The following is a 19,243-nucleotide window of genomic DNA, read 5'->3' as shown; positions in this document are numbered from 1 at the left end:
CGACGGCCGGAGCCCACTGTGCGGGGGCTCCGGCCGTCTTCTCGTCTATCGGTGCGCCCGGAAATCGGGTACTACGGACGAGTAGCCACATGGCCCCCTACGAGCGGCGAGGTGAGCTCCTCATGTCCGCACCCACCCAGCGACCCAAGGTCACCGAACGCGAGGCCCGGCAGGTCGCCGAGGCAGCGCGCGAGCAGGACTGGCGCAAACCCAGCTTTGCCAAGGAACTCTTCCTCGGCCGCTTCCGACTCGACCTCATCCACCCCCATCCCCTCCCGTCCCAGGAGGACGTCCGGCGCGGCGAGGCCTTCCTCGCCAAGCTGCGCACCTTCTGCGAGACACACATCGACGGCCGGCTCATCGAGCGCGAGGCCCGCATCCCCGACGAGGTCGTCACCGGCCTCAAGGAACTCGGCGCGCTCGGGATGAAGATCGACCCGAAGTACGGCGGGCTCGGCCTCACCCAGGTCTACTACAACCGCGCCCTCGCCCTGGTCGGGTCCGCGAGCCCCGCGATCGGCGCACTGCTCTCGGCCCATCAGTCCATCGGCGTTCCCCAGCCGCTGAAGATCTTCGGCACCCAGGAACAGCGCGACACCTATCTCCCCCGCCTCGCCTCCACCGACATCTCGGCCTTCCTGCTCACCGAACCCGACGTGGGCTCCGACCCGGCCCGGCTCGCCACCACGGCGGTACCGGACGGCGACGACGCCTATGTCATCGACGGGGTGAAGCTCTGGACGACCAACGGGGTCGTCGCCGATCTGCTCGTCGTCATGGCGCGCGTCCCCGCCTCGCCGGGCCACCGGGGCGGCATCACCGCCTTCGTCGTCGAGGCGGACTCGCCCGGCATCACCGTCGAGCACCGCAACGCCTTCATGGGCCTGCGAGGGCTCGAGAACGGCGTCACCCGCTTCCACGGCGTCCGGGTCCCCGCCGAGAACCGCATCGGCCCGGAGGGCGCCGGCCTCAAGATCGCGCTGACGACGCTCAACACCGGCCGGCTCTCGCTCCCCGCGATGTGCGTCGGCGCCGGCAAGTGGGCGCTGAAGATCGCCCGCGAATGGGCGACAGTACGAGAACAGTGGGGCAAGCCGGTCGCACGCCACGAGGCGGTCGGCACGAAGATCTCCTTCATCGCGGCGACCACGTTCGCCCTGGAGGCGGTCGTCGACCTCTCCTCGCAGATGGCCGACGAGGACCGCAACGACATCCGCATCGAGGCGGCGCTCGCCAAGCTCTACGGCTCCGAGATGGGCTGCCTCATCGCCGACGAACTGGTCCAGATCCGCGGCGGACGCGGATACGAGACCGCCGACTCGCTGGCGGCGCGCGGGGAACGGGCCGTACCGGCGGAGCAGTTGCTCCGCGATCTGCGGATCAACCGGATCTTCGAGGGCTCGACAGAGATCATGCACCTGCTCATCGCCCGCGAGGCCGTCGACGCGCATCTGGCCGTCGCCGGCGACATCATCGACCCCGAGAAGTCGCTGGGCGACAAGGCGAAGGCGGGGGCGCGGGCCGGCGGCTTCTACGCCCGCTGGCTGCCGAAGCTCGTCACCGGGCAGGGGCAGGTACCGGGCGCGTACCGGGAGTTCGGCGCCCTCGCCACCCATCTGCGGTACGTGGAGCGGACGTCGCGGAAGCTCGCCCGGTCCACCTTCTACGCGATGTCGCGATGGCAGGGCCGGATGGAGCTGAAGCAGGCCTTCCTCGGGCGGATCGTCGACATCGGCGCGGAGCTCTTCGCGATGAGCGCGGCGTGCGTACGGGCGGAACTGCTGCGGTCCACCGACGACCACGGCAAGGAGGCGTACGCGCTCGCCGACGCGTTCTGCCGCCAGTCCCGGCTGCGGGTGGAGGAGCTCTTCGGCCGCCTCTGGTCCAACACGGACGACCTGGACCGCCGGGTCGTGGACGGGGTCCTCGCCGGACGCTACGAGTGGCTGGAAGCCGGGGTGGTCGACCCGAGCGACGACGGCCCCTGGATCGCGGACGCGACACCGGGCGCCTCGACGGAGGAGAACGTCCACCGCAAGATCCCCTGACCGGAGGCGTGGGCCATCGCGCCGCAGGTGTCCCGTCCTGCGGAACGATGGCCCACGACGGCGGAAGCCACGGCAGGATGGTCCCGTGACCGTCATAGAGATTCCCGGTTCCAAGTCCGTCACCGCCCGCGCGCTCTTCCTCGCCGCCGCCGCCGACGGGACCACCACCCTCCTCCGGCCGCTCCTCTCCGACGACACCGAGGGCTTCGCCGAAGGGCTGAAGACCCTCGGATACGAGGTCCGGCAGGAGCCGGGGGCCTGGCACATCGAGGGCCGGCCCGCCGGGCCCGCCGTCGGCGCCGCCGACGTGTACTGCCGCGACGGCGCGACCACCGCCCGCTTCCTCCCCACCCTCGCCGCCGCCGGCCACGGCACCTTCCGCTTCGACGCCTCGCCCCAGATGCGCCGCCGCCCCCTCGGCCCCCTCTCCACCGCCCTGCGCACCCTCGGCGTCGACCTCCGCCACGAGGAGAACGAGGGCCACCACCCGCTCACCGTCGCCGCCCGGGGCATCAAGGGCGGCGCGCTCACCCTCGACGCCGGCCAGTCCTCCCAGTACCTGACCGCCCTCCTCATGCTCGGCCCGCTGACCGCCGAGGGCCTCGCGATCACCGTCACCGACCTGGTCTCGGAGCCGTACGTCGAGATCACCCTCGCGATGATGCGCGCCTTCGGCGCCGAGGTGACCCGGCAGGACCGCACCTACACCGTCGCCCCCACCGGCTACAAGGCGGCCACCTACCCCGTCGAGCCCGACGCCTCCACCTCCTCCTACTTCTTCGCCGCCGCCGCTCTCCACCCCGGCCGCACCGTCACCGTCCCCGGCCTCGGCACCGGCGCCCTCCAGGGCGACCTCGGCTTCGTCGACGTCCTGCGCCGCATGGGCGCGGACGTGGAGATCACCGACACGGCCACCACCGTCCGCGGCACGGGAACGCTGCGCGGCCTCACCGTGAACATGCGCGACATCTCCGACACCATGCCGACCCTCGCCGCCCTCGCGCCCTTCGCCGACGGACCCGTCCGCATCGAGGACGTCGCCAACACGCGCGTCAAGGAGTGCGACCGCCTCGACGCCTGCGCCGAGAACCTCCGCCGCCTCGGCATCGAGGTCGCGACCGGCCACGACTGGATCGAGATCCAGCCCGGGACCCCGGCCGGCCCCGCCGAGATCGCCACCCACGGCGACCACCGGATCGTCATGTCCTTCGCGGTGACCGGTCTGCGCACGCCCGGCATCACCTTCGACGACCCCGGCTGCGTACGGAAGACCTTCCCGGACTTCCACCGCGTCTTCGGCGAGGCCTTCGGAACGGCCGCCTCCGCAGAGTGACCACACCGGGCGAAGACACCCACGAGAGGCACCCCGTGAAGACCGCACAGTCTTTGCGGCAAGAATGGGGGGCATGAGCGACCGCCCCTCTCCTCTCGCCGACCCGCACATCGTCTTCGCACCGGTCGAAGGCCGCCGGGACATCGTCGTCCTCGGCTCCACGGGATCCATCGGCACCCAGGCCATCGACCTGGTCCTGCGCAACCCCGACCGGTTCCGGGTCACCGCCCTCGCCGCCTCCGGCGGCCGTGTCGGGCTGCTGGCCGAGCAGGCGCACCGGCTGAAGGTCGCCGCGGTCGCCGTCGCCCGTGAGGACGTGGTGCCCGAGCTGCGCGACGCGCTCAAGGAGCTGTACGGCGCCGAGCCCCTGCCCGAGATCCTGGCGGGGGCCGACGCCGCCACTCAGCTCGCCGCCTCGCCCTGCCACACGGTGCTCAACGGCATCACCGGATCCATCGGCCTGGCGCCCACGCTCGCCGCCCTCGAAGCCGGCCGCACCCTCGCCCTGGCCAACAAGGAGTCGCTGATCGTCGGCGGCCCGCTGGTCAAGGCGCTCGCCAAGCCCGGCCAGATCATCCCGGTCGACTCCGAGCACGCCGCCCTCTTCCAGGCGCTCGCCGCCGGCACCCGCGCCGACGTCCGCAAGCTGGTCGTCACCGCCTCCGGCGGCCCCTTCCGCGGCCGTACGCGGGCGGAGCTGGCCCATGTCACCCGCGAGGACGCGCTCGCCCACCCCACCTGGGCCATGGGCCCGGTCATCACGGTGAACAGCGCCACCCTCGTGAACAAGGGCCTGGAGGTCATCGAGGCGCACCTCCTCTACGACATCCCCTTCGACCGCATCGAGGTCGTCGTCCACCCCCAGTCGTACGTCCACTCGATGGTCGAGTTCACCGACGGCTCCACCCTCGCCCAGGCCACGCCGCCCGACATGCGCGGCCCGATCGCGCTCGGCATCGGTTGGCCCGAGCGCGTCCCGGACGCCGCCCCCGCCTTCGACTGGACCAAGGCGTCCAGCTGGGAGTTCTTCCCGCTCGACACCGACGCGTTCCCGTCCGTCGGCCTGGCCCGCCACGTCGGCGAACTGGGCGGCACCGCCCCCGCCGTCTTCAACGCCGCCAACGAGGAGTGCGTGGAGGCGTTTCTCGCAGGCAGGCTGCCGTTCAACGGAATCATGGATACGGTCACGGCAGTCGTCACCGAACACGGAAAGCCCACCCAGGGAACCTCCCTCACGGTGTCGGACGTCCTCGAAGCGGAGACCTGGGCCCGCGCCCGGGCCCGTGAACTGGCAGAACTCGCAGCGAACGCAACCGCGGAGGCGCGCGCATGACCGTACTTCTCACGCTCCTCGGCATCGCGCTGTTCGCGGTGGGGCTGCTCGTCTCCATCGCGTGGCACGAACTCGGCCACCTCTCCACGGCCAAGCTCTTCGGCATCCGCGTGCCGCAGTACATGGTCGGCTTCGGCCCCACCATCTGGTCGAAGAAGAAGGGCGAGACGGAGTACGGCATCAAGGCCATCCCGGCCGGCGGCTACATCCGCATGATCGGGATGTTCCCGCCCGGCAGGGACGGCCGTATCGAGGCACGCTCCACCTCGCCCTGGCGCTCCATGATCGAGGACGCCCGCGAGGCCTCCTTCGAGGAGCTCCAGCCCGGCGACGAGAAGCGGCTCTTCTACACGCGCAAGCCGTGGAAGCGCGTCATCGTGATGTTCGCCGGCCCGTTCATGAACCTGATCCTCGCCGTCCTGCTGTTCTTCGGCAGCGCCATGGCCGTCGGGTTCGAGACCCAGACCACCAAGGTCGCCGGCGTCACCAACTGCGTCATCGACCAGAGCGAGAAGCGCGACACCTGCAAGGCCGGCGACCCCGAGTCACCCGCCAAGGCCGCCGGACTCCTCGAGGGCGACCGCATCGTCGCCTTCAACGGTGAACGCGTCTCGGACTGGAACACCCTCTCCGACCGCATCCGCGCCACCACCGGGGCCGCCACCGTCACCGTCCAGCGCGACGGCAAGGAGATGGATCTCAAGGCCACGCTCCTCGAGAACAAGGTGCTCAAGAAGGACGCGGACGGCAAGGTCGTCCAGCCGCTGCAGTACGTCACCGCCGGCTACCTGGGCTTCGAGTCCGGCCGCGAGGTCGTCCCGCTCACCTTCGGCGAGTCCGCCTCCCGCATGACCGACCAGCTCCAGGCCGGCGCCGAGTCCGTGCTCGCCCTGCCCGGCAAGATCCCGGACCTGTGGGACGCCACCTTCGGCGACGGGGAACGCAAGGCCGACTCCCCGGTCGGCGTCGTCGGCGCCGCCCGTATCAGCGGCGAGCTGATGAACATCGACGCGCCCCCGCAGACGATCCTGGTCTTCTTCCTGCAGCTGGTCGTCATGTTCAACGTCTCGCTGTTCCTGTTCAACATGCTGCCGCTGCTCCCGCTCGACGGCGGGCACATCGCGGGCGCCCTGTGGGAGTCCGTACGCCGCCACACCGCGCGGATCTTCCGGCGCCCCGACCCGGGCCCGTTCGACGTCGCCAAGCTGATGCCGGCCGCGTATGTGGTGGCGGGAGTGTTCGTCTGCTTCACGCTCCTCGTCCTCGCCGCGGACATCGTCAACCCGGTGAAGCTGACGTGACGAGAGGGTGGCCGGACCCCCTGGGTGTCCGGCCACCCGCCGCCGGGGCGGTAATCTCGAAGACCTGAGCCCGATGAACCACACCTTGGGGTTGTACAGCTGATGACCGCGATCTCTCTCGGTATCCCGTCCGTTCCGACCAGGCTCGCCGAGCGGCGCAAGAGCCGCCAGATCCAGGTCGGATCGGTGGCCGTGGGCGGCGACGCACCCGTCTCTGTCCAGTCCATGACGACGACCCGGACCTCCGACATCGGGGCCACGCTCCAGCAGATCGCCGAGCTGACCGCCTCCGGCTGCCAGATCGTCCGTGTCGCGTGCCCCACCCAGGACGACGCCGACGCGCTGGCGACCATCGCCAAGAAGTCGCAGATCCCGGTGATCGCGGACATCCACTTCCAGCCGAAGTACGTCTTCGCCGCCATCGACGCCGGCTGCGCCGCGGTCCGCGTCAACCCCGGCAACATCAAGCAGTTCGACGACAAGGTCAAGGAGATCGCGCACGCCGCCAAGGCCGCGGGCACCCCGATCCGGATCGGCGTCAACGCGGGCTCGCTCGACGCCCGGCTGCTGAAGAAGTACGGCAAGGCCACCCCCGAGGCGCTGGTCGAGTCCGCGCTGTGGGAGGCCTCCCTCTTCGAGGAGCACGGCTTCGGCGACATCAAGATCTCGGTCAAGCACAACGACCCGGTCGTCATGGTCAACGCCTACCGCCAGCTGGCCGCGGCCTGTGACTACCCGCTGCACCTCGGCGTCACCGAGGCCGGCCCGGCCTTCCAGGGCACCATCAAGTCCGCCGTCGCCTTCGGCGCGCTGCTCTCCGAGGGCATCGGCGACACCATCCGCGTCTCGCTCTCCGCGCCGCCGGTCGAGGAGGTCAAGGTCGGCAACCAGATCCTGGAGTCGCTGAACCTCAAGCCGCGCCGCCTGGAGATCGTCTCCTGCCCGTCCTGCGGCCGCGCCCAGGTCGACGTCTACAAGCTCGCCGAAGAGGTCACCGCCGGCCTCGAGGGCATGGAGGTCCCGCTGCGCGTCGCCGTCATGGGCTGCGTCGTCAACGGCCCCGGCGAGGCCCGCGAGGCCGACCTCGGCGTCGCCTCCGGCAACGGCAAGGGCCAGATCTTCGTCAAGGGCGAGGTCATCAAGACCGTCCCCGAGTCGAAGATCGTCGAGACCCTCATCGAAGAGGCGATGAAGATCGCCGAGCAGATGGAGAAGGACGGCGTGATGTCCGGCGAGCCGACGGTCGCCATCGGCGTCTGACCGGCCCGAGCACCCCTACGAAGCCCCGTCGCGCCGCCCGTCGAACCGGGCCCCGACGGGGCTTCGTCGCGCTCGCCCGACACCTCCGCGACGCTCCAGGTACAGTGCGGAGATCAGCAGACCGCATGGTGAGGCCCCCTCGTGTTGACGCAGACCACCACCCGGGTCCTCGAACCCGCCGACCTCGGCGCCGCGCTCGCCGTCCTCGAGAGCGCCCCCGTCGAGAACGCCTTCGTGGCCGCCCGCGTCCAAGCGGCCGGCCTCGACCCCTGGCGCCTCGGCGGCGAGATGTGGGGCTGGTACGCCGACGGACAGCTGCGCTCCCTCTGCTACTCCGGCGCCAACCTCGTCCCCATCTGCGCCACCCCTGACGCCGTCCGCGCCTTCGCCGACCGCGCCCGCAGGACCGGCCGCCGCTGCTCCTCCATCGTCGGCCCCTCCGAGCCCACCACCCAGCTCTGGCGGCTCCTCGAGCCCAGCTGGGGCCCCGCCCGCGACGTCCGCGGCCACCAGCCCCTGATGGTCACCGAGGAGCCCTCCGCCACCGTCGAGCCAGACCCCCTCGTCCGTCGCATCCGCAAGGAGGAGATGGAGGTCATCATGCCCGCGTGCGTGGCCATGTTCACCGAGGAGGTCGGCATCTCGCCGATGGCCGGCGACGGCGGACTGCTCTACCAGGCCCGCGTCGCCGAACTCGTCGGCGCCGGCCGCTCCTTCGCCCGTATCGAGGACGGCAAGGTCGTCTTCAAGGCCGAGATCGGCGCCGCCACCCGCCATGCCTGCCAGATCCAGGGCGTCTGGGTGGCCCCCGAGTTCCGCGGCCGAGGCCTGTCCGAGACCGGAATGGCCGCCGTGCTGCGCTACGCCCTCGCCGACGTCGCCCCGGTCGTCAGCCTCTACGTCAACGACTACAACGCCCCGGCCAGGGCCTCGTACCGCCGCGTCGGCTTCCGCGAGGTCGGGGCCTTCATGAGCGTGCTCTTCTGAGGCACTTGTAAGGTGCGCGCATGGATGCCGCTGACGTCACGATCGGACCGGTCAATCTCGCCGCGCGGGTGGACGACGCCCTCGCCGTCCAAGCGCTCGCCTTCGGGCTCAGTGAGGACGAGATCGTCGTACGACGCCACATCGTGCTCCGTCATCTGCTCAACCCCGGCGCCTGCGCCTACGGCGCGACCAACGCCGCCGGCCGGCTGGTCGGCTTCGTGTACGGGATGCCCAACGACCGCACCCACTGGTGGTCCGGCATCGTGGAGCCGTACCTCCGCGCCGGCGGCACCGCGGACTGGCTCGACGACTCGTTCGTGATCACCGAGCTCCATGTCCACCCCTCCTACCAGGGGCGGGGTATCGGCCGTGAGCTGATCACCGCCATCACCGACCAGTCGGACCTGCCCCGGTCGATCCTCTCGGCGATCGACACGGAGAGCCCGGCCCGCGGTCTGTACCGGGCCCTCGGCTACCAGGACCTGGCCCGCCAGGTCCACTTCCCCAGCGCGCCCCGTCCGTACGCCGTCATGGGCGCCCCGCTGCCGTTGCCGCGCCGGAACGGACTCCGCGCAACCGGTTCGCCACGGAACTGATTTCACCGAGCCGGTGCCGCCCGGCTAACCTCCTGCCATCACCCTTACCCGGCAGGAGTACGAGAACCATGGCCAACGTACCGGTCCAGCGCATGTCCCAGTTGATGGCGAAGACGCTGCGCGACGACCCGGCGGACGCCGAGGTCCTCAGCCACAAGCTCCTCGTCCGGGCCGGCTACGTCCGTCGCACGGCCGCCGGCATCTGGAGCTGGCTGCCCCTGGGCAAGAAGGTCTTCTCCAACGTCGAGCGCATCGTCCGCGAGGAGATGGACGCCATCGGCGCCCAGGAGGTGCTGCTCCCCGCCCTGCTGCCGCGTGAGCCCTACGAGGCGACCGGGCGCTGGGACGAGTACGGCGCCGAGCTCTTCCGCCTCAACGACCGCAAGGGCGGCGACTACCTCCTCGGCCCGACCCACGAGGAGATCTTCACGCTCCTGGTCAAGGACCAGTGCTCGTCCTACAAGGACCTGCCGGTCATCCTGTACCAGATCCAGACGAAGTTCCGCGACGAGGCCCGCCCGCGCGCCGGCATCCTGCGAGGCCGCGAGTTCCAGATGAAGGACTCGTACTCCTTCGACACGGAGGACGAGGGCCTCGCCCAGTCCTACGCCCTGCACCGCGAGGCCTACAAGCGCATCTTCGAGCGCCTCGGCCTCGACTACCGCATCGTCGCCGCCACCGCCGGCGCCATGGGCGGCTCGAAGTCCGAGGAGTTCCTCGCCCCGGCCGAGGCCGGCGAGGACACCTTCGCCGACTGCCCGAACTGCGACTTCGCCGCCAACACCGAGGCGATCTCCTACGAGCTCAAGCCGGTCGACGGCTCCGCCGTCCCGGCGCTCGAGGAGATCCCCACCCCCGACACCCCGACCATCGAGACCCTGGCCGCCTCGCTCGGTGTGCCGGCCTCCGCCACGCTCAAGAACCTCCTGGTGAAGGTCGACGGCGAGATCGTCGCGGTGGGCGTCCCCGGCGACCGCGAGGTCGACATGGGCAAGGTCGAGGAGCACTTCGCCCCCGCGACCGTCGAGATGGTCACCGAGGCCGACTTCGCCGAGCGCCGGGACCTCGTCCGCGGGTACGTCGGTCCGCAGGGCCTGGAGAAGGTCACGTACATCGCCGACCCGCGCGTGGCGCCCGGCACGGCGTGGATCACGGGCGCGAACAAGGACGGGATGCACGCGAAGAACGTCGTCGCGGGCCGTGACTTCGAGGTCGACGAGTACGTCGACGTCGTGGTCGTCCAGGAGGGCGACCCGTGCCCGAAGTGCGGCACCGGCCTGACGCTGGACCGCGCGATCGAGATCGGCCACATCTTCCAGCTGGGCCGCAAGTACGCCGACGCCCTCAAGCTCGACGTCCTCGGCCAGAACGGCAAGCCGGTCCGCGTGACCATGGGCTCGTACGGCATCGGTGTCTCGCGCGCGGTCGCCGCGCTGGCCGAGCAGTCGGCCGACGAGAAGGGCCTGTGCTGGCCCGCCGAGGTCGCCCCGGCCGACGTCCACGTCGTCGCGGCGGGCAAGGCCCTCCAGACCGAGCTCGCGCTCGAGGTCTCGGAGCAGCTGCGCGCCGCGGGCCTGCGGGTCCTGGTCGACGACCGGGCGGGCGTCTCGCCGGGCGTGAAGTTCACCGACGCGGAGCTGATCGGCGTCCCGAAGATCCTGGTCGCCGGCCGCCGCTCGGCGGAGGGCGTCGTGGAACTGAAGGACCGCCGCACGGGTGAGCGCGAGGAACTCCCGGTGGCCGAGGCGATCGCCCGCCTGAGCGCGTAGCAATTCGGCCCCAAGCCGCCCCCTGCCCGCAGGGGGCGGCTTCCCTTCACCCCCCGCCCACAACCTGGTGGGGCAGAGGTTGCGGGCGGGCGGCGTCCTGTGGAGCGCCCTTGAGGGCCCGGCGGAGGGCGCCACACTCGCCTGCGCACAACCCACGTGGCACGCCCGCGTACGCCCGTGGCGCCCGGCGTCGGACCCCCGCGTGCCCTACGCCGCTTCGTCCCGTGGGATCGGGTCCGCCGGGGGCCCCGCGACTGTCTCGTCCGGTAGGGGTGGGAGGTCCACCAGGTCCGACAGGTCCGGGAGGTCCCTCGTGGGGCGGGGCTCCCCAGGGAGGCCGGGCAAGGGGTCCTGGAAGGTCTCCGGTGCCGCCACCGGCACATGCGGCGCGGCCGACTCCGAGGCCGCCGCGCCCTGCGCCGGCGCCGCCCGCTCCAGGAACCGCAGCAGCTCCACCGGGAACGGCAGCACCAGCGTCGAGTTCTTCTCCGCCGCCACCGCCACCACCGTCTGCAACAGCCGCAGCTGCAGCGCCGCCGGCTGCTCCGACATCACCGCCGCCGCCTCCGCCAGCTTCTTCGACGCCTGCAGCTCCGCGTCCGCGTTGATCACCCGCGCCCGCCGCTCCCGGTCCGCCTCCGCCTGCCGCGCCATCGAGCGCTTCATCGTCTCCGGCAGCGAGACGTCCTTGATCTCGACCCGGTCGATCGCGACACCCCAGCCCATCGCCGGACTGTCCAGCATCAGCTCGAGCCCTTGGTTGAGCTTCTCCCGGTTCGACAGCAGGTCGTCCAGGTCGCTCTTGCCGATGATCGACCGCAGCGACGTCTGCGCCATCTGCGAAACCGCGAACTTGTAGTCCTCCACCCGCACCAGCGCGTCCGCCGCGTCGACCACCTTGAAGTACACGACCGCGTCCACCCGCACCGTCACGTTGTCCCGGGTGATGCCCTCCTGCGCCGGCACGGGCAGCGTCACGATCTGCAGGTTCACCTTGTGCAGCCGGTCGATGACCGGCACGATCATCGTGAACCCCGGCTGGCGGACATCGTTCAGCAGCCGACCGAAGCGGAACACCACGCCCCGTTCGTACTGCTTCACCACGCGCGCGGCCGCACCCGCGTACACCACGACCGCCACTGCGGTCGCCGCCGCCGCTGTCAACAGCTCCTCGAGCATCACGGCCCCCTGAGGTCCGAGCAGAGCGTTACAGCAAGGGTATTCCCCTACAGCCAGCCCGCGAACTCCAGCAACAGCTCCGCGTCCTGATGGCGCCCCGCCGTCAGCGCCCGGGTACCCGACTCGACCGCCCGGAAGAGCGTCCAGCCCCGCAGCCGCTCCCGGTCCACCTCCAGCGAGTCCGCCAGTTTGTTGACCCGCCGACGGGCCGCCGACGCCCCGGCCGAGGCCGCCACCAGGTCCTCGACCCGGTCCCGTACGAGCCGCGCCAGATCGTAGGCACGCTCGCCGACCAGCGGCTCGGGGCCCACGGCCAGCCAGGCCGCTCGTTCGCCCGCCAGGACCTTGCCCTGCCGGAAGCAGCCGTGCAGCAGCAGCGTCTCGGGGGAGTCGGCGACCAGCTCCTCGCGTGCCGCCAGCGCGGCGGCCGTCAGTGCGCCGGCCTCGGCGTCGGCACGGTAGGGCTCCATCGCCGTCGCCTGGCGGGCCGTGCGCTCGGCCACCGACTCGAAGCCGTGCTCCGCGGGCGGCTCGACCCACAGCTTCCGGACCGTGCCCGCCGCCTCGAGCAGCGCCTTCGCCTCCGGGAGGGACCGCAGCGACACCTCGGTGTGCAGCCGTTCGAGGACCAGCGAGCCGTCCTCGGGCGCCTCCAGGAGCCGTACCGCGCCCCAGCCGTTCCAGTGCGCCAGCGCGTCCCGCTCCAGGTCCGGCCGGGCGAGCTCGGGGGCGATCTTCAGAGCCGCCGGGAAGCCGTCCTGCCGCCGTACGAGGACGACCAGGCTGCTGCGTCCGCCGGGCGCCACCACCCGCTCGCTCTCCAGGGAGGCGTGCTCCAGCGCGGTCCGCGCCAGCTCGGGCAGCTTCCCGAGCCACTCGGCCGCGACGGCGTTCCCGTACGTCTCGCCGAGCACCCGTACCAGTCGCTGCGGCGGTTCGAAACCCATGCGTACGTTGTTCCTTCTGCAGTACTGGAGCCTGGTAGGGCCGTCAGAGCCGGACTCACACCCGCTCGGCGAGCCCAGGAAAGGTTACGTCGGTGCCACGCCAGCGAACGGCCCGTACCGCCGCCTCGCGCAACGCGGCGGCCGCGTCCCGCCGCAGCGGTCCCTCGGCGGCCCGTACGAGATCGGAGTACACCCCCGCCACCCGGTCCTCCAGGACCGCCGCGAGCCGTACGGCCGCGGCCGTGTCCGGCACCGGGAAGGGCAGCTCGTAGCCCGCCGCCGCCGCGGCCGGCTCCCCGCCCAGGTCCCGTACGGTCCTGCGCAGCCCGTCCCGCCGGGCCCGGTGCGCCTCGTACGCCGAGGTGGCATCCGCGCGCCGTTCGGTACCAATCCGGCCGCCGACGACCCCGTACCCGTACACCGCCGCGTGTTCGGCGGCGAGCGCGGCCTGCGCCGCGTCCAGGGCGCTCATCCCCGGCCTCCTTCGGTCAGCAGATAGGCGTGCGCCGCGCCGGCGGCCGCCACCGAGGCGAGCAGCCGGGCGTACTCGGGCGGTGCGTCGAGCAGCGTGGCCGTGTGTGCGTCGGCGGTCCTGCGGACGGCGGTCGCCAGGTCCTTGAGGGCGACCGCCGGGTCGGCCGCAACGGCCGCGGGGCCCGACGCGGTGGCACCGGGAGCGGACGCGGCGGCACCGGGGGTGTCCGCCGGTCGGGTGTCCGCCGAAGGGGCGGCCTTGGCCTCCGTGCCTTCGGAATCGCGCGGCTCCCCGCTCGCGGTGGCCCCGCCGGTCGGCAGCGGTGTCACACCTTCGGCCAGGGCGGCGGCGTGCGCGGCCACCGCGCGTCGTAGCGGGGTCAGCCGCTCCGTCAGCGAGGGGTGCGCGGCCAGCACCGCGTCGTAACGTTCCAGCAGGGTCAGGCTTGTTGTCACCGATCCGCGGCGCAGAGCCGCCTCCGCGAGCGCCGCCCGTTCGGCCGCGGTCTGCTTCTTCGGCCGCTCACCGCCACCCGGGTCGGACGTGCAGCCGACCAGCGTCACCGCCCCCGCCGCCAGGAGCGCCCGCCTGCCCACGGTCCCCGTGCGCCCCACATCCACTCCCTCGGCCTCGGTCGAAGATCACCGCAGGCGAGCGTACCCGCGGCCCCCGGCCCCGTGGACGGCAACACCCCCCGGGACCGGATACCCTTTGGTCTGACACGCGACGAACCCACAACAGCACACGCGGCCGAGGAGTCACCCGGATGAGCACCACCCAGAGCGACAGGCTGCGAGCACTCCTTGAGCCGCTCATCGCCTCGCAGGGACTCGATCTCGAAGAGCTCGAGGTGGCCTCCGTGGGACGCAAGCGGGTGCTGCGCGTCGTCGTCGACTCCGACGAGGGAGCCGACCTGGACCAGGTCGCCGATGTGAGCCGCGCGCTCTCGGCGAAGCTGGACGAGACGGACGCGATGGGCGAGGGGGAGTACACCCTCGAGGTCGGCACCCCGGGCGCGGAGCGCCCGCTCACCGAGCCCCGCCACTACGTGCGCGCCACAGGCCGCCTTGCCAAGCTGCAGCTGAACGATGGTGGAGAGCTCGTCGCGCGGATCCTCACCGTGGACGACGACGGCATCGACCTCGAAGTGCCGGGCGTGAAGGGGCGCAAGCCCACCGCCCGCCGGGTCGAGTTCGCCGACATCGCCAAGGCGCGTGTCGAGATCGAGTTCAACCGCAAGGACAAGAAGGAAGAGGAGGCGTAGCCGTGGACATCGACGTGAAGCTCCTGAAGGGCTTGGCACAAGAGAAGGAGATCTCCTTCGACCTGTTGGTCGAGGCGATCGAGTCGGCCCTCCTCATCGCGTACCACCGCACCCCGTCCGCCCGCCGCCACGCGCGCGTGGAGCTGAACCGGCAGACCGGTCATGTGACGGTGTGGGCCAAGGAGGACCCCTCCGAACTGGAGGAGGGCCAGGAGCCCAAGGACTTCGACGACACCCCGTCGGACTTCGGCCGGATCGCGGCGAGCACCGCCCGCCAGGTCATCCAGCAGCGGCTGCGCGACGCCGAGAACGACGTCACCTTCGGCGAGTACGCCCGCCGCGAGGGCGACATCGTCGCCGGCCAGGTGCAGCAGGGCAAGGACCCGAAGAACGTCCTCGTCAAGCTCGACGACAAGCTGGAAGCCATCCTTCCGGTGCAGGAGCAGGTGCCGGGCGAGGAGTACACGCACGGCCTGCGGCTGCGCACGTACGTGGTCCGGGTCGCCAAGGGTGTCCGCGGTCCGTCCGTCACCCTTTCGCGCACGCACCCCAATCTGGTGAAGAAGCTCTTCGCGCTGGAGGTCCCCGAGATCGCCGACGGTTCCGTCGAGATCGCGGCGATCGCCCGTGAGGCCGGTCACCGCACCAAGATCGCCGTACGGTCCACCCGTTCGGGCCTGAACGCCAAGGGCGCCTGCATCGGCCCCATGGGCAGCCGTGTCCGCAACGTCATGGCGGAGCTGCTCGGCGAGAAGATCGACATCGTCGACTGGTCCGACGACCCGGCCGAGATGGTGGCCAGCGCGCTCTCCCCGGCCCGGGTCTCGAAGGTCGAGATCGTCGACCTGGCCGCCCGTTCCGCCCGGGTGACCGTGCCCGACTACCAGCTGTCGCTGGCCATCGGCAAGGAAGGGCAGAACGCCCGCCTCGCCGCCCGCCTCACCGGCTGGCGCATCGACATCCGTCCGGACACGGAGCACCCGGCCGACGAGCAGCGCGACCGCGACTGAGTCGCGCCGCAGGGCTGCCGCAGGGAACAGCTCCCGCTCTCGTCACGTTGTGTGAGGGCGAGATCACGACAAACGACCGTTCGATTTTTGCCCCAAACGGGTGAGGTCGCTACGGGGAGGTAGACTTAGCCGTGTCTGGCCGGACGCAAGACCGAGCGTGCCCTGAGCGAACCTGTGTGGGATGCCGGGAGCGAGCGGCCAAGAGCGATCTGCTGCGCATCGTGGAGGTCGAGGGCGCATGTGTCCCCGATCATCGCGGTACGCTGCCCGGCCGGGGTGCGTATCTGCATCCCGCCTCGGTCTGCCTCGACCTGGCGGTCCGCCGCCGGGCGTTCCCGAGGGCCTTCAGGGTCCAGGGTCCGCTCGAAACGGCGGATATTCGCTATCACGTAGAGCGGCAGGCTTTGTAAGAAGAAGTACGGCACGGAAGACCGTGCGGTCAGGTACCTCGCGAGTTGGAAGTAGGTCGAGATTGCGATGAGCACTCGATGAGTACGCGATGAGTACGCCCATGAAGTAGCGACGGTCCGGCGGTAACCGGACCTAAAAGGAGCGAAGTGGCTAAGGTCCGGGTATACGAACTCGCCAAGGAGTTCGGTGTGGAGAGCAAGGTCGTCATGGCCAAGCTCCAAGAACTCGGTGAATTCGTCCGTTCGGCGTCCTCGACTATCGAGGCGCCGGTCGTGCGCAAGTTGACTGATGCGTTGCAGGGTCCCGGCGGTGGCGCCGGCAAGACCGCTGCGAAGCCTGGCGCGCCTCGCAAGGCCGCCCCCTCGAAGCCCGCGGCGCCGTCTCCGGCCGCCGCGGCACGTCCCGCTGCCCCCAAGCCCGGCGCCCCGGCCCCCAAGCCGGCCCCCGCCGCGCCTGCGGCGCCGGCCCCGGTCACTCCGGCCGCGCCCGCGAGCAGCACCCCCTCTCCGGCTCCGGCCGCCTCGGGCCCCCGCCCGGGCCCGAAGCCCGCGCCCAAGCCGGTCACGCCGGCTCCGGCCGCCCCCGAGTTCACCGCGCCCCCGTCGGCTCCCGCCGCCGGTCAGCGTCCCGGTGGCGCGGCCCCGGGACCCCGTCCCACCGGCGAGCGTCCCGCCCGTCCGGGTCAGGGCGCGCCGCGTCCGCAGGGCCAGGGTGCCCCGCGTCCGCAGGGCCAGGGCGCTCCGCGTCCGGGCGGTGCCCGTCCGGCCGGTCCGCGTCCGGGCAACAACCCCTTCACCTCGGGTGGCTCCACCGGAATGGCGCGCCCCCAGGCGCCCCGTCCGGGTGGCGGTGCCCCCCGTCCCGGCGGCGGTGCCGCTCCGGGTGCCCCGCGTCCGCAGGGCGGCCCCGGCGGCGCCCCGCGTCCCCAGGGTCAGGGCGGCGCTCGTCCGACCCCCGGTGGCATGCCTCGTCCGCAGGCTCCCCGTCCGGGCGGCGCGCCCGGCGGTAACCGTCCGAACCCGGGCATGATGCCGCAGCGTCCCGCTGCCGGCCCGCGTCCCGGTGGTGGCCCCGGCGGCCGTGGCCCCGGTGGCCCCGGTGGTCGTCCGGGTGGCGGCGGCGGTCGTCCCGGTGGCGGCGGCGGCTTCGCCGGCCGTCCGGCCGGTCCCGGCGGTGGCGGCGGCGGCTTCGCCGGTCGTCCCGGTGGTCCCGGTGGCGGCGGCGGTCGTCCGGGTGGCCCCGGTGGCGGTGGCGGCGGCTTCGGCGGTCGTCCCGGCGGCTTCGGTGGCCGTCCCGGTGGCCCCGGTGGCCGTGGTGGCACGCAGGGCGCCTTCGGTCGTCCCGGCGGTCCCGCGCGTCGTGGTCGCAAGTCGAAGCGTCAGAGGCGCCAGGAGTACGAGGCCATGCAGGCCCCGTCGGTCGGCGGCGTGATGCTGCCTCGCGGCAACGGCGAAGCCATTCGCCTGTCGCGCGGTGCGTCCCTCACCGACTTCGCCGAGAAGATCGGCGCCAACCCGGCGTCGCTCGTCGCGGTGATGATGAACCTCGGCGAGATGGTCACGGCCACGCAGTCCGTCTCCGACGACACGCTGACGATGCTCGGCGAGGAGATGAACTACACCGTTCAGATCGTCTCGCCGGAGGAGGAGGACCGCGAGCTCCTCGAGTCCTTCGACATCGAGTTCGGCGAGGACGAGGGCGGCGAAGAGGCTCTGGTCTCCCGTCCGCCGGTCGTCACCGTCATGGGTCACGTCGACCACGGTAAGACCCGACTTCTCGACGCGATCCGCAAGACGAACGTCGTCGCGGGCGAGGCCGGTGGCATCACCCAGCACATCGGTGCCTACCAGGTCGGTACCGAGGTCAACGGCGAAGAGCGCAAGATCACCTTCATCGACACCCCGGGTCACGAGGCGTTCACCGCCATGCGTGCCCGTGGTGCGAAGTCGACCGACATCGCGATCCTCGTGGTGGCGGCCAACGACGGTGTGATGCCTCAGACGATCGAGGCGCTGAACCACGCCAAGGCGGCCGACGTGCCGATCGTGGTCGCGGTCAACAAGATCGACGTCGAGGGCGCGGACCCGACCAAGGTCCGTGGTCAGCTGACCGAGTTCGGTCTGGTGGCCGAGGAGTACGGCGGCGACACGATGTTCGTCGACATCTCCGCCAAGCAGGGTCTGAACATCGACTCGCTGCTTGAGGCCGTGGTCCTCACCGCCGACGCCTCGCTCGACCTGCGGGCCAACCCGGAGCAGGACGCGCAGGGTATTGCGATCGAGTCCCACCTCGACCGCGGTCGCGGTGCCGTCTCGACCGTCCTGGTCCAGCGCGGAACGCTGCGCATCGGCGACACCGTGGTGGTCGGCGACGCGTACGGCCGCGTCCGGGCGATGCTCGACGACAAGGGCAACAACGTCGAGGAGGCGACCCCGTCGACTCCCGTCCTGGTGCTCGGTCTCACCAACGTGCCGGGTGCCGGCGACAACCTCCTGGTTGTCGACGAGGACCGTACGGCCCGTCAGATCGCCGAGAAGCGCGCTGCGCGTGAGCGCAACGCCGCCTTCGCCAAGCGCGTCCGCCGGGTGTCCCTCGAGGACCTCGACAAGGTGCTCAAGGCCGGTCTGGTCCAGGAACTCAACCTCATCATCAAGGGCGACGCGTCCGGTGCGGTCGAGGCTCTCGAGTCCTCGCTGCTCCAGCTCGACGTCGGTGAAGAGGTCGACATCCGTGTCCTGCACCGCGGTGTGGGTGCGGTCACCGAGTCCGACATCGACCTGGCCATGGGCTCCGACGCCATCGTCATCGGCTACAACGTCCGCGCTGCGGGCCGCGCGGCGCAGATGGCGGAGCGCGAGGGCGTCGACGTCCGGTACTACTCGGTGATCTACCAGGCCATCGAGGAGATCGAGGCGGCCCTCAAGGGTCTCCTCAAGCCGGAGTACGAAGAGGTCGAGCTCGGTACGGCGGAGATCCGCGAGGTCTTCCGCTCGTCCAAGCTGGGCAACATCGCCGGTGTCCTCATCCGCTCCGGCGAGGTCAAGCGCAACACCAAGGCGCGCCTCGTCCGCGACGGCAAGGTCATCGCCGAGGACCTCACGATCCACGGTCTGCGCCGCTTCAAGGACGACGTCACCGAGATCCGCGAAGGCTTCGAGGGCGGTATCAACCTCGGAAACTTCAACGACATCAAGATCGACGACGTCATCGCGACGTACGAGATGCGCGAGAAGCCGCGCGCCTGAGCGCAGCGGTAGGTCGGGGCCGGTCGGCGGGAGTTATTCCGTCGATCGGCCCCGGCCGTTGCGTGTACGGTTCTGGTGTTCCTGC

Annotated in this window: 16 protein-coding genes; 12 read left to right on the top strand and 4 right to left on the bottom strand. The window is 71.4% G+C overall.

All coding sequences use genetic code 11. From position 1 onward, the window contains the following. Positions 1–122 precede the first annotated feature (122 nt). From ACZ561_RS26240 to ACZ561_RS26205, 8 genes are all read left to right on the top strand, one after another. Positions 123–2,048, top strand: a complete 1,926-nt coding sequence (locus ACZ561_RS26240) for an acyl-CoA dehydrogenase family protein (RefSeq protein WP_470999408.1) — start codon at positions 123–125, stop codon at positions 2,046–2,048. Positions 2,049–2,133: 85 nt separating this feature from the next. After that, positions 2,134–3,381: a 3-phosphoshikimate 1-carboxyvinyltransferase gene (gene aroA / locus ACZ561_RS26235; RefSeq protein WP_470999406.1), complete on the top strand. Its 1,248-nt coding sequence runs from the start codon at positions 2,134–2,136 to the stop codon at positions 3,379–3,381. A gap of 73 nt (positions 3,382–3,454) precedes the next feature. Continuing rightward, positions 3,455–4,714: a 1-deoxy-D-xylulose-5-phosphate reductoisomerase gene (dxr, locus tag ACZ561_RS26230; protein ID WP_470999404.1), complete on the top strand. Its 1,260-nt coding sequence runs from the start codon at positions 3,455–3,457 to the stop codon at positions 4,712–4,714. Next, a complete protein-coding gene (locus tag ACZ561_RS26225) occupies positions 4,711–6,015 on the top strand; it encodes a M50 family metallopeptidase (RefSeq protein ID WP_470999402.1) in 1,305 nt (434 codons plus the stop codon). The genes dxr and ACZ561_RS26225 overlap by 4 nt, the downstream gene beginning before the upstream one ends. A gap of 102 nt (positions 6,016–6,117) precedes the next feature. Continuing rightward, entirely contained in the window at positions 6,118–7,275 is a 1,158-nt protein-coding gene (gene ispG / locus ACZ561_RS26220) for a flavodoxin-dependent (E)-4-hydroxy-3-methylbut-2-enyl-diphosphate synthase (protein WP_329115266.1), read from the top strand. Between the two features lie 141 nt (positions 7,276–7,416). Continuing rightward, complete coding sequence (locus ACZ561_RS26215; RefSeq protein WP_470999400.1) at positions 7,417–8,262, top strand: GNAT family N-acetyltransferase; 846 nt, start codon at positions 7,417–7,419, stop codon at positions 8,260–8,262. Between the two features lie 20 nt (positions 8,263–8,282). Then, the gene (locus tag ACZ561_RS26210) at positions 8,283–8,858 is read left to right on the top strand and encodes a GNAT family N-acetyltransferase (RefSeq protein ID WP_470999398.1); all 576 of its coding nucleotides are present in this window, start codon (positions 8,283–8,285) and stop codon (positions 8,856–8,858) included. A gap of 68 nt (positions 8,859–8,926) precedes the next feature. After that, a complete protein-coding gene (locus ACZ561_RS26205; RefSeq protein WP_470999396.1) occupies positions 8,927–10,627 on the top strand; it encodes a proline--tRNA ligase in 1,701 nt (566 codons plus the stop codon). A 207-nt stretch (positions 10,628–10,834) separates the two neighbouring features. Here ACZ561_RS26205 and ACZ561_RS26200 read toward each other — a convergent pair whose 3' ends face one another. From ACZ561_RS26200 to ACZ561_RS26185, 4 genes are read right to left on the bottom strand one after another with little or no spacing between them, the layout of a single operon-like run. Further along, positions 10,835–11,806, bottom strand: a complete 972-nt coding sequence (locus ACZ561_RS26200; RefSeq protein WP_470999394.1) for a slipin family protein — start codon at positions 11,804–11,806, stop codon at positions 10,835–10,837. 47 nt (positions 11,807–11,853) lie between these two features. After that, a complete protein-coding gene (locus ACZ561_RS26195; protein ID WP_470999392.1) occupies positions 11,854–12,753 on the bottom strand; it encodes an aminoglycoside phosphotransferase family protein in 900 nt (299 codons plus the stop codon). Between the two features lie 55 nt (positions 12,754–12,808). After that, positions 12,809–13,225 (bottom strand): ferritin-like domain-containing protein, encoded by a 417-nt coding sequence (locus ACZ561_RS26190; RefSeq protein ID WP_470999390.1) that lies wholly within the window; start codon positions 13,223–13,225, stop codon positions 12,809–12,811. Continuing rightward, on the bottom strand, positions 13,222–13,842 hold the full coding sequence (locus ACZ561_RS26185; protein ID WP_470999388.1) for a hypothetical protein: 621 nt from the start codon (positions 13,840–13,842) through the stop codon (positions 13,222–13,224). Before ACZ561_RS26185 ends, ACZ561_RS26190 begins: the two co-directional genes overlap by 4 nt. A gap of 152 nt (positions 13,843–13,994) precedes the next feature. On the opposite strand from ACZ561_RS26185, the gene rimP reads away from it, so the two are divergent. From rimP to infB, 4 genes are all read left to right on the top strand, one after another. Next, complete coding sequence (rimP, locus tag ACZ561_RS26180) at positions 13,995–14,492, top strand: ribosome maturation factor RimP (protein ID WP_376441687.1); 498 nt, start codon at positions 13,995–13,997, stop codon at positions 14,490–14,492. A 2-nt stretch (positions 14,493–14,494) separates the two neighbouring features. Beyond that, positions 14,495–15,502 (top strand): transcription termination factor NusA, encoded by a 1,008-nt coding sequence (gene nusA, locus ACZ561_RS26175; protein ID WP_470999386.1) that lies wholly within the window; start codon positions 14,495–14,497, stop codon positions 15,500–15,502. 131 nt (positions 15,503–15,633) lie between these two features. Then, complete coding sequence (locus ACZ561_RS26170) at positions 15,634–15,912, top strand: YlxR family protein (protein ID WP_376441681.1); 279 nt, start codon at positions 15,634–15,636, stop codon at positions 15,910–15,912. Positions 15,913–16,059: 147 nt separating this feature from the next. Then, positions 16,060–19,158: a translation initiation factor IF-2 gene (gene infB, locus ACZ561_RS26165; protein ID WP_470999384.1), complete on the top strand. Its 3,099-nt coding sequence runs from the start codon at positions 16,060–16,062 to the stop codon at positions 19,156–19,158. Positions 19,159–19,243: the final 85 nt, after the last annotated feature.

The sequence above is a fragment of the Streptomyces sp. NPDC039609 genome (assembly GCF_055596705.1).
Note: the sequence above shows the minus strand (reverse complement) of the source record. Positions and strands in the feature narration are given on the sequence as shown.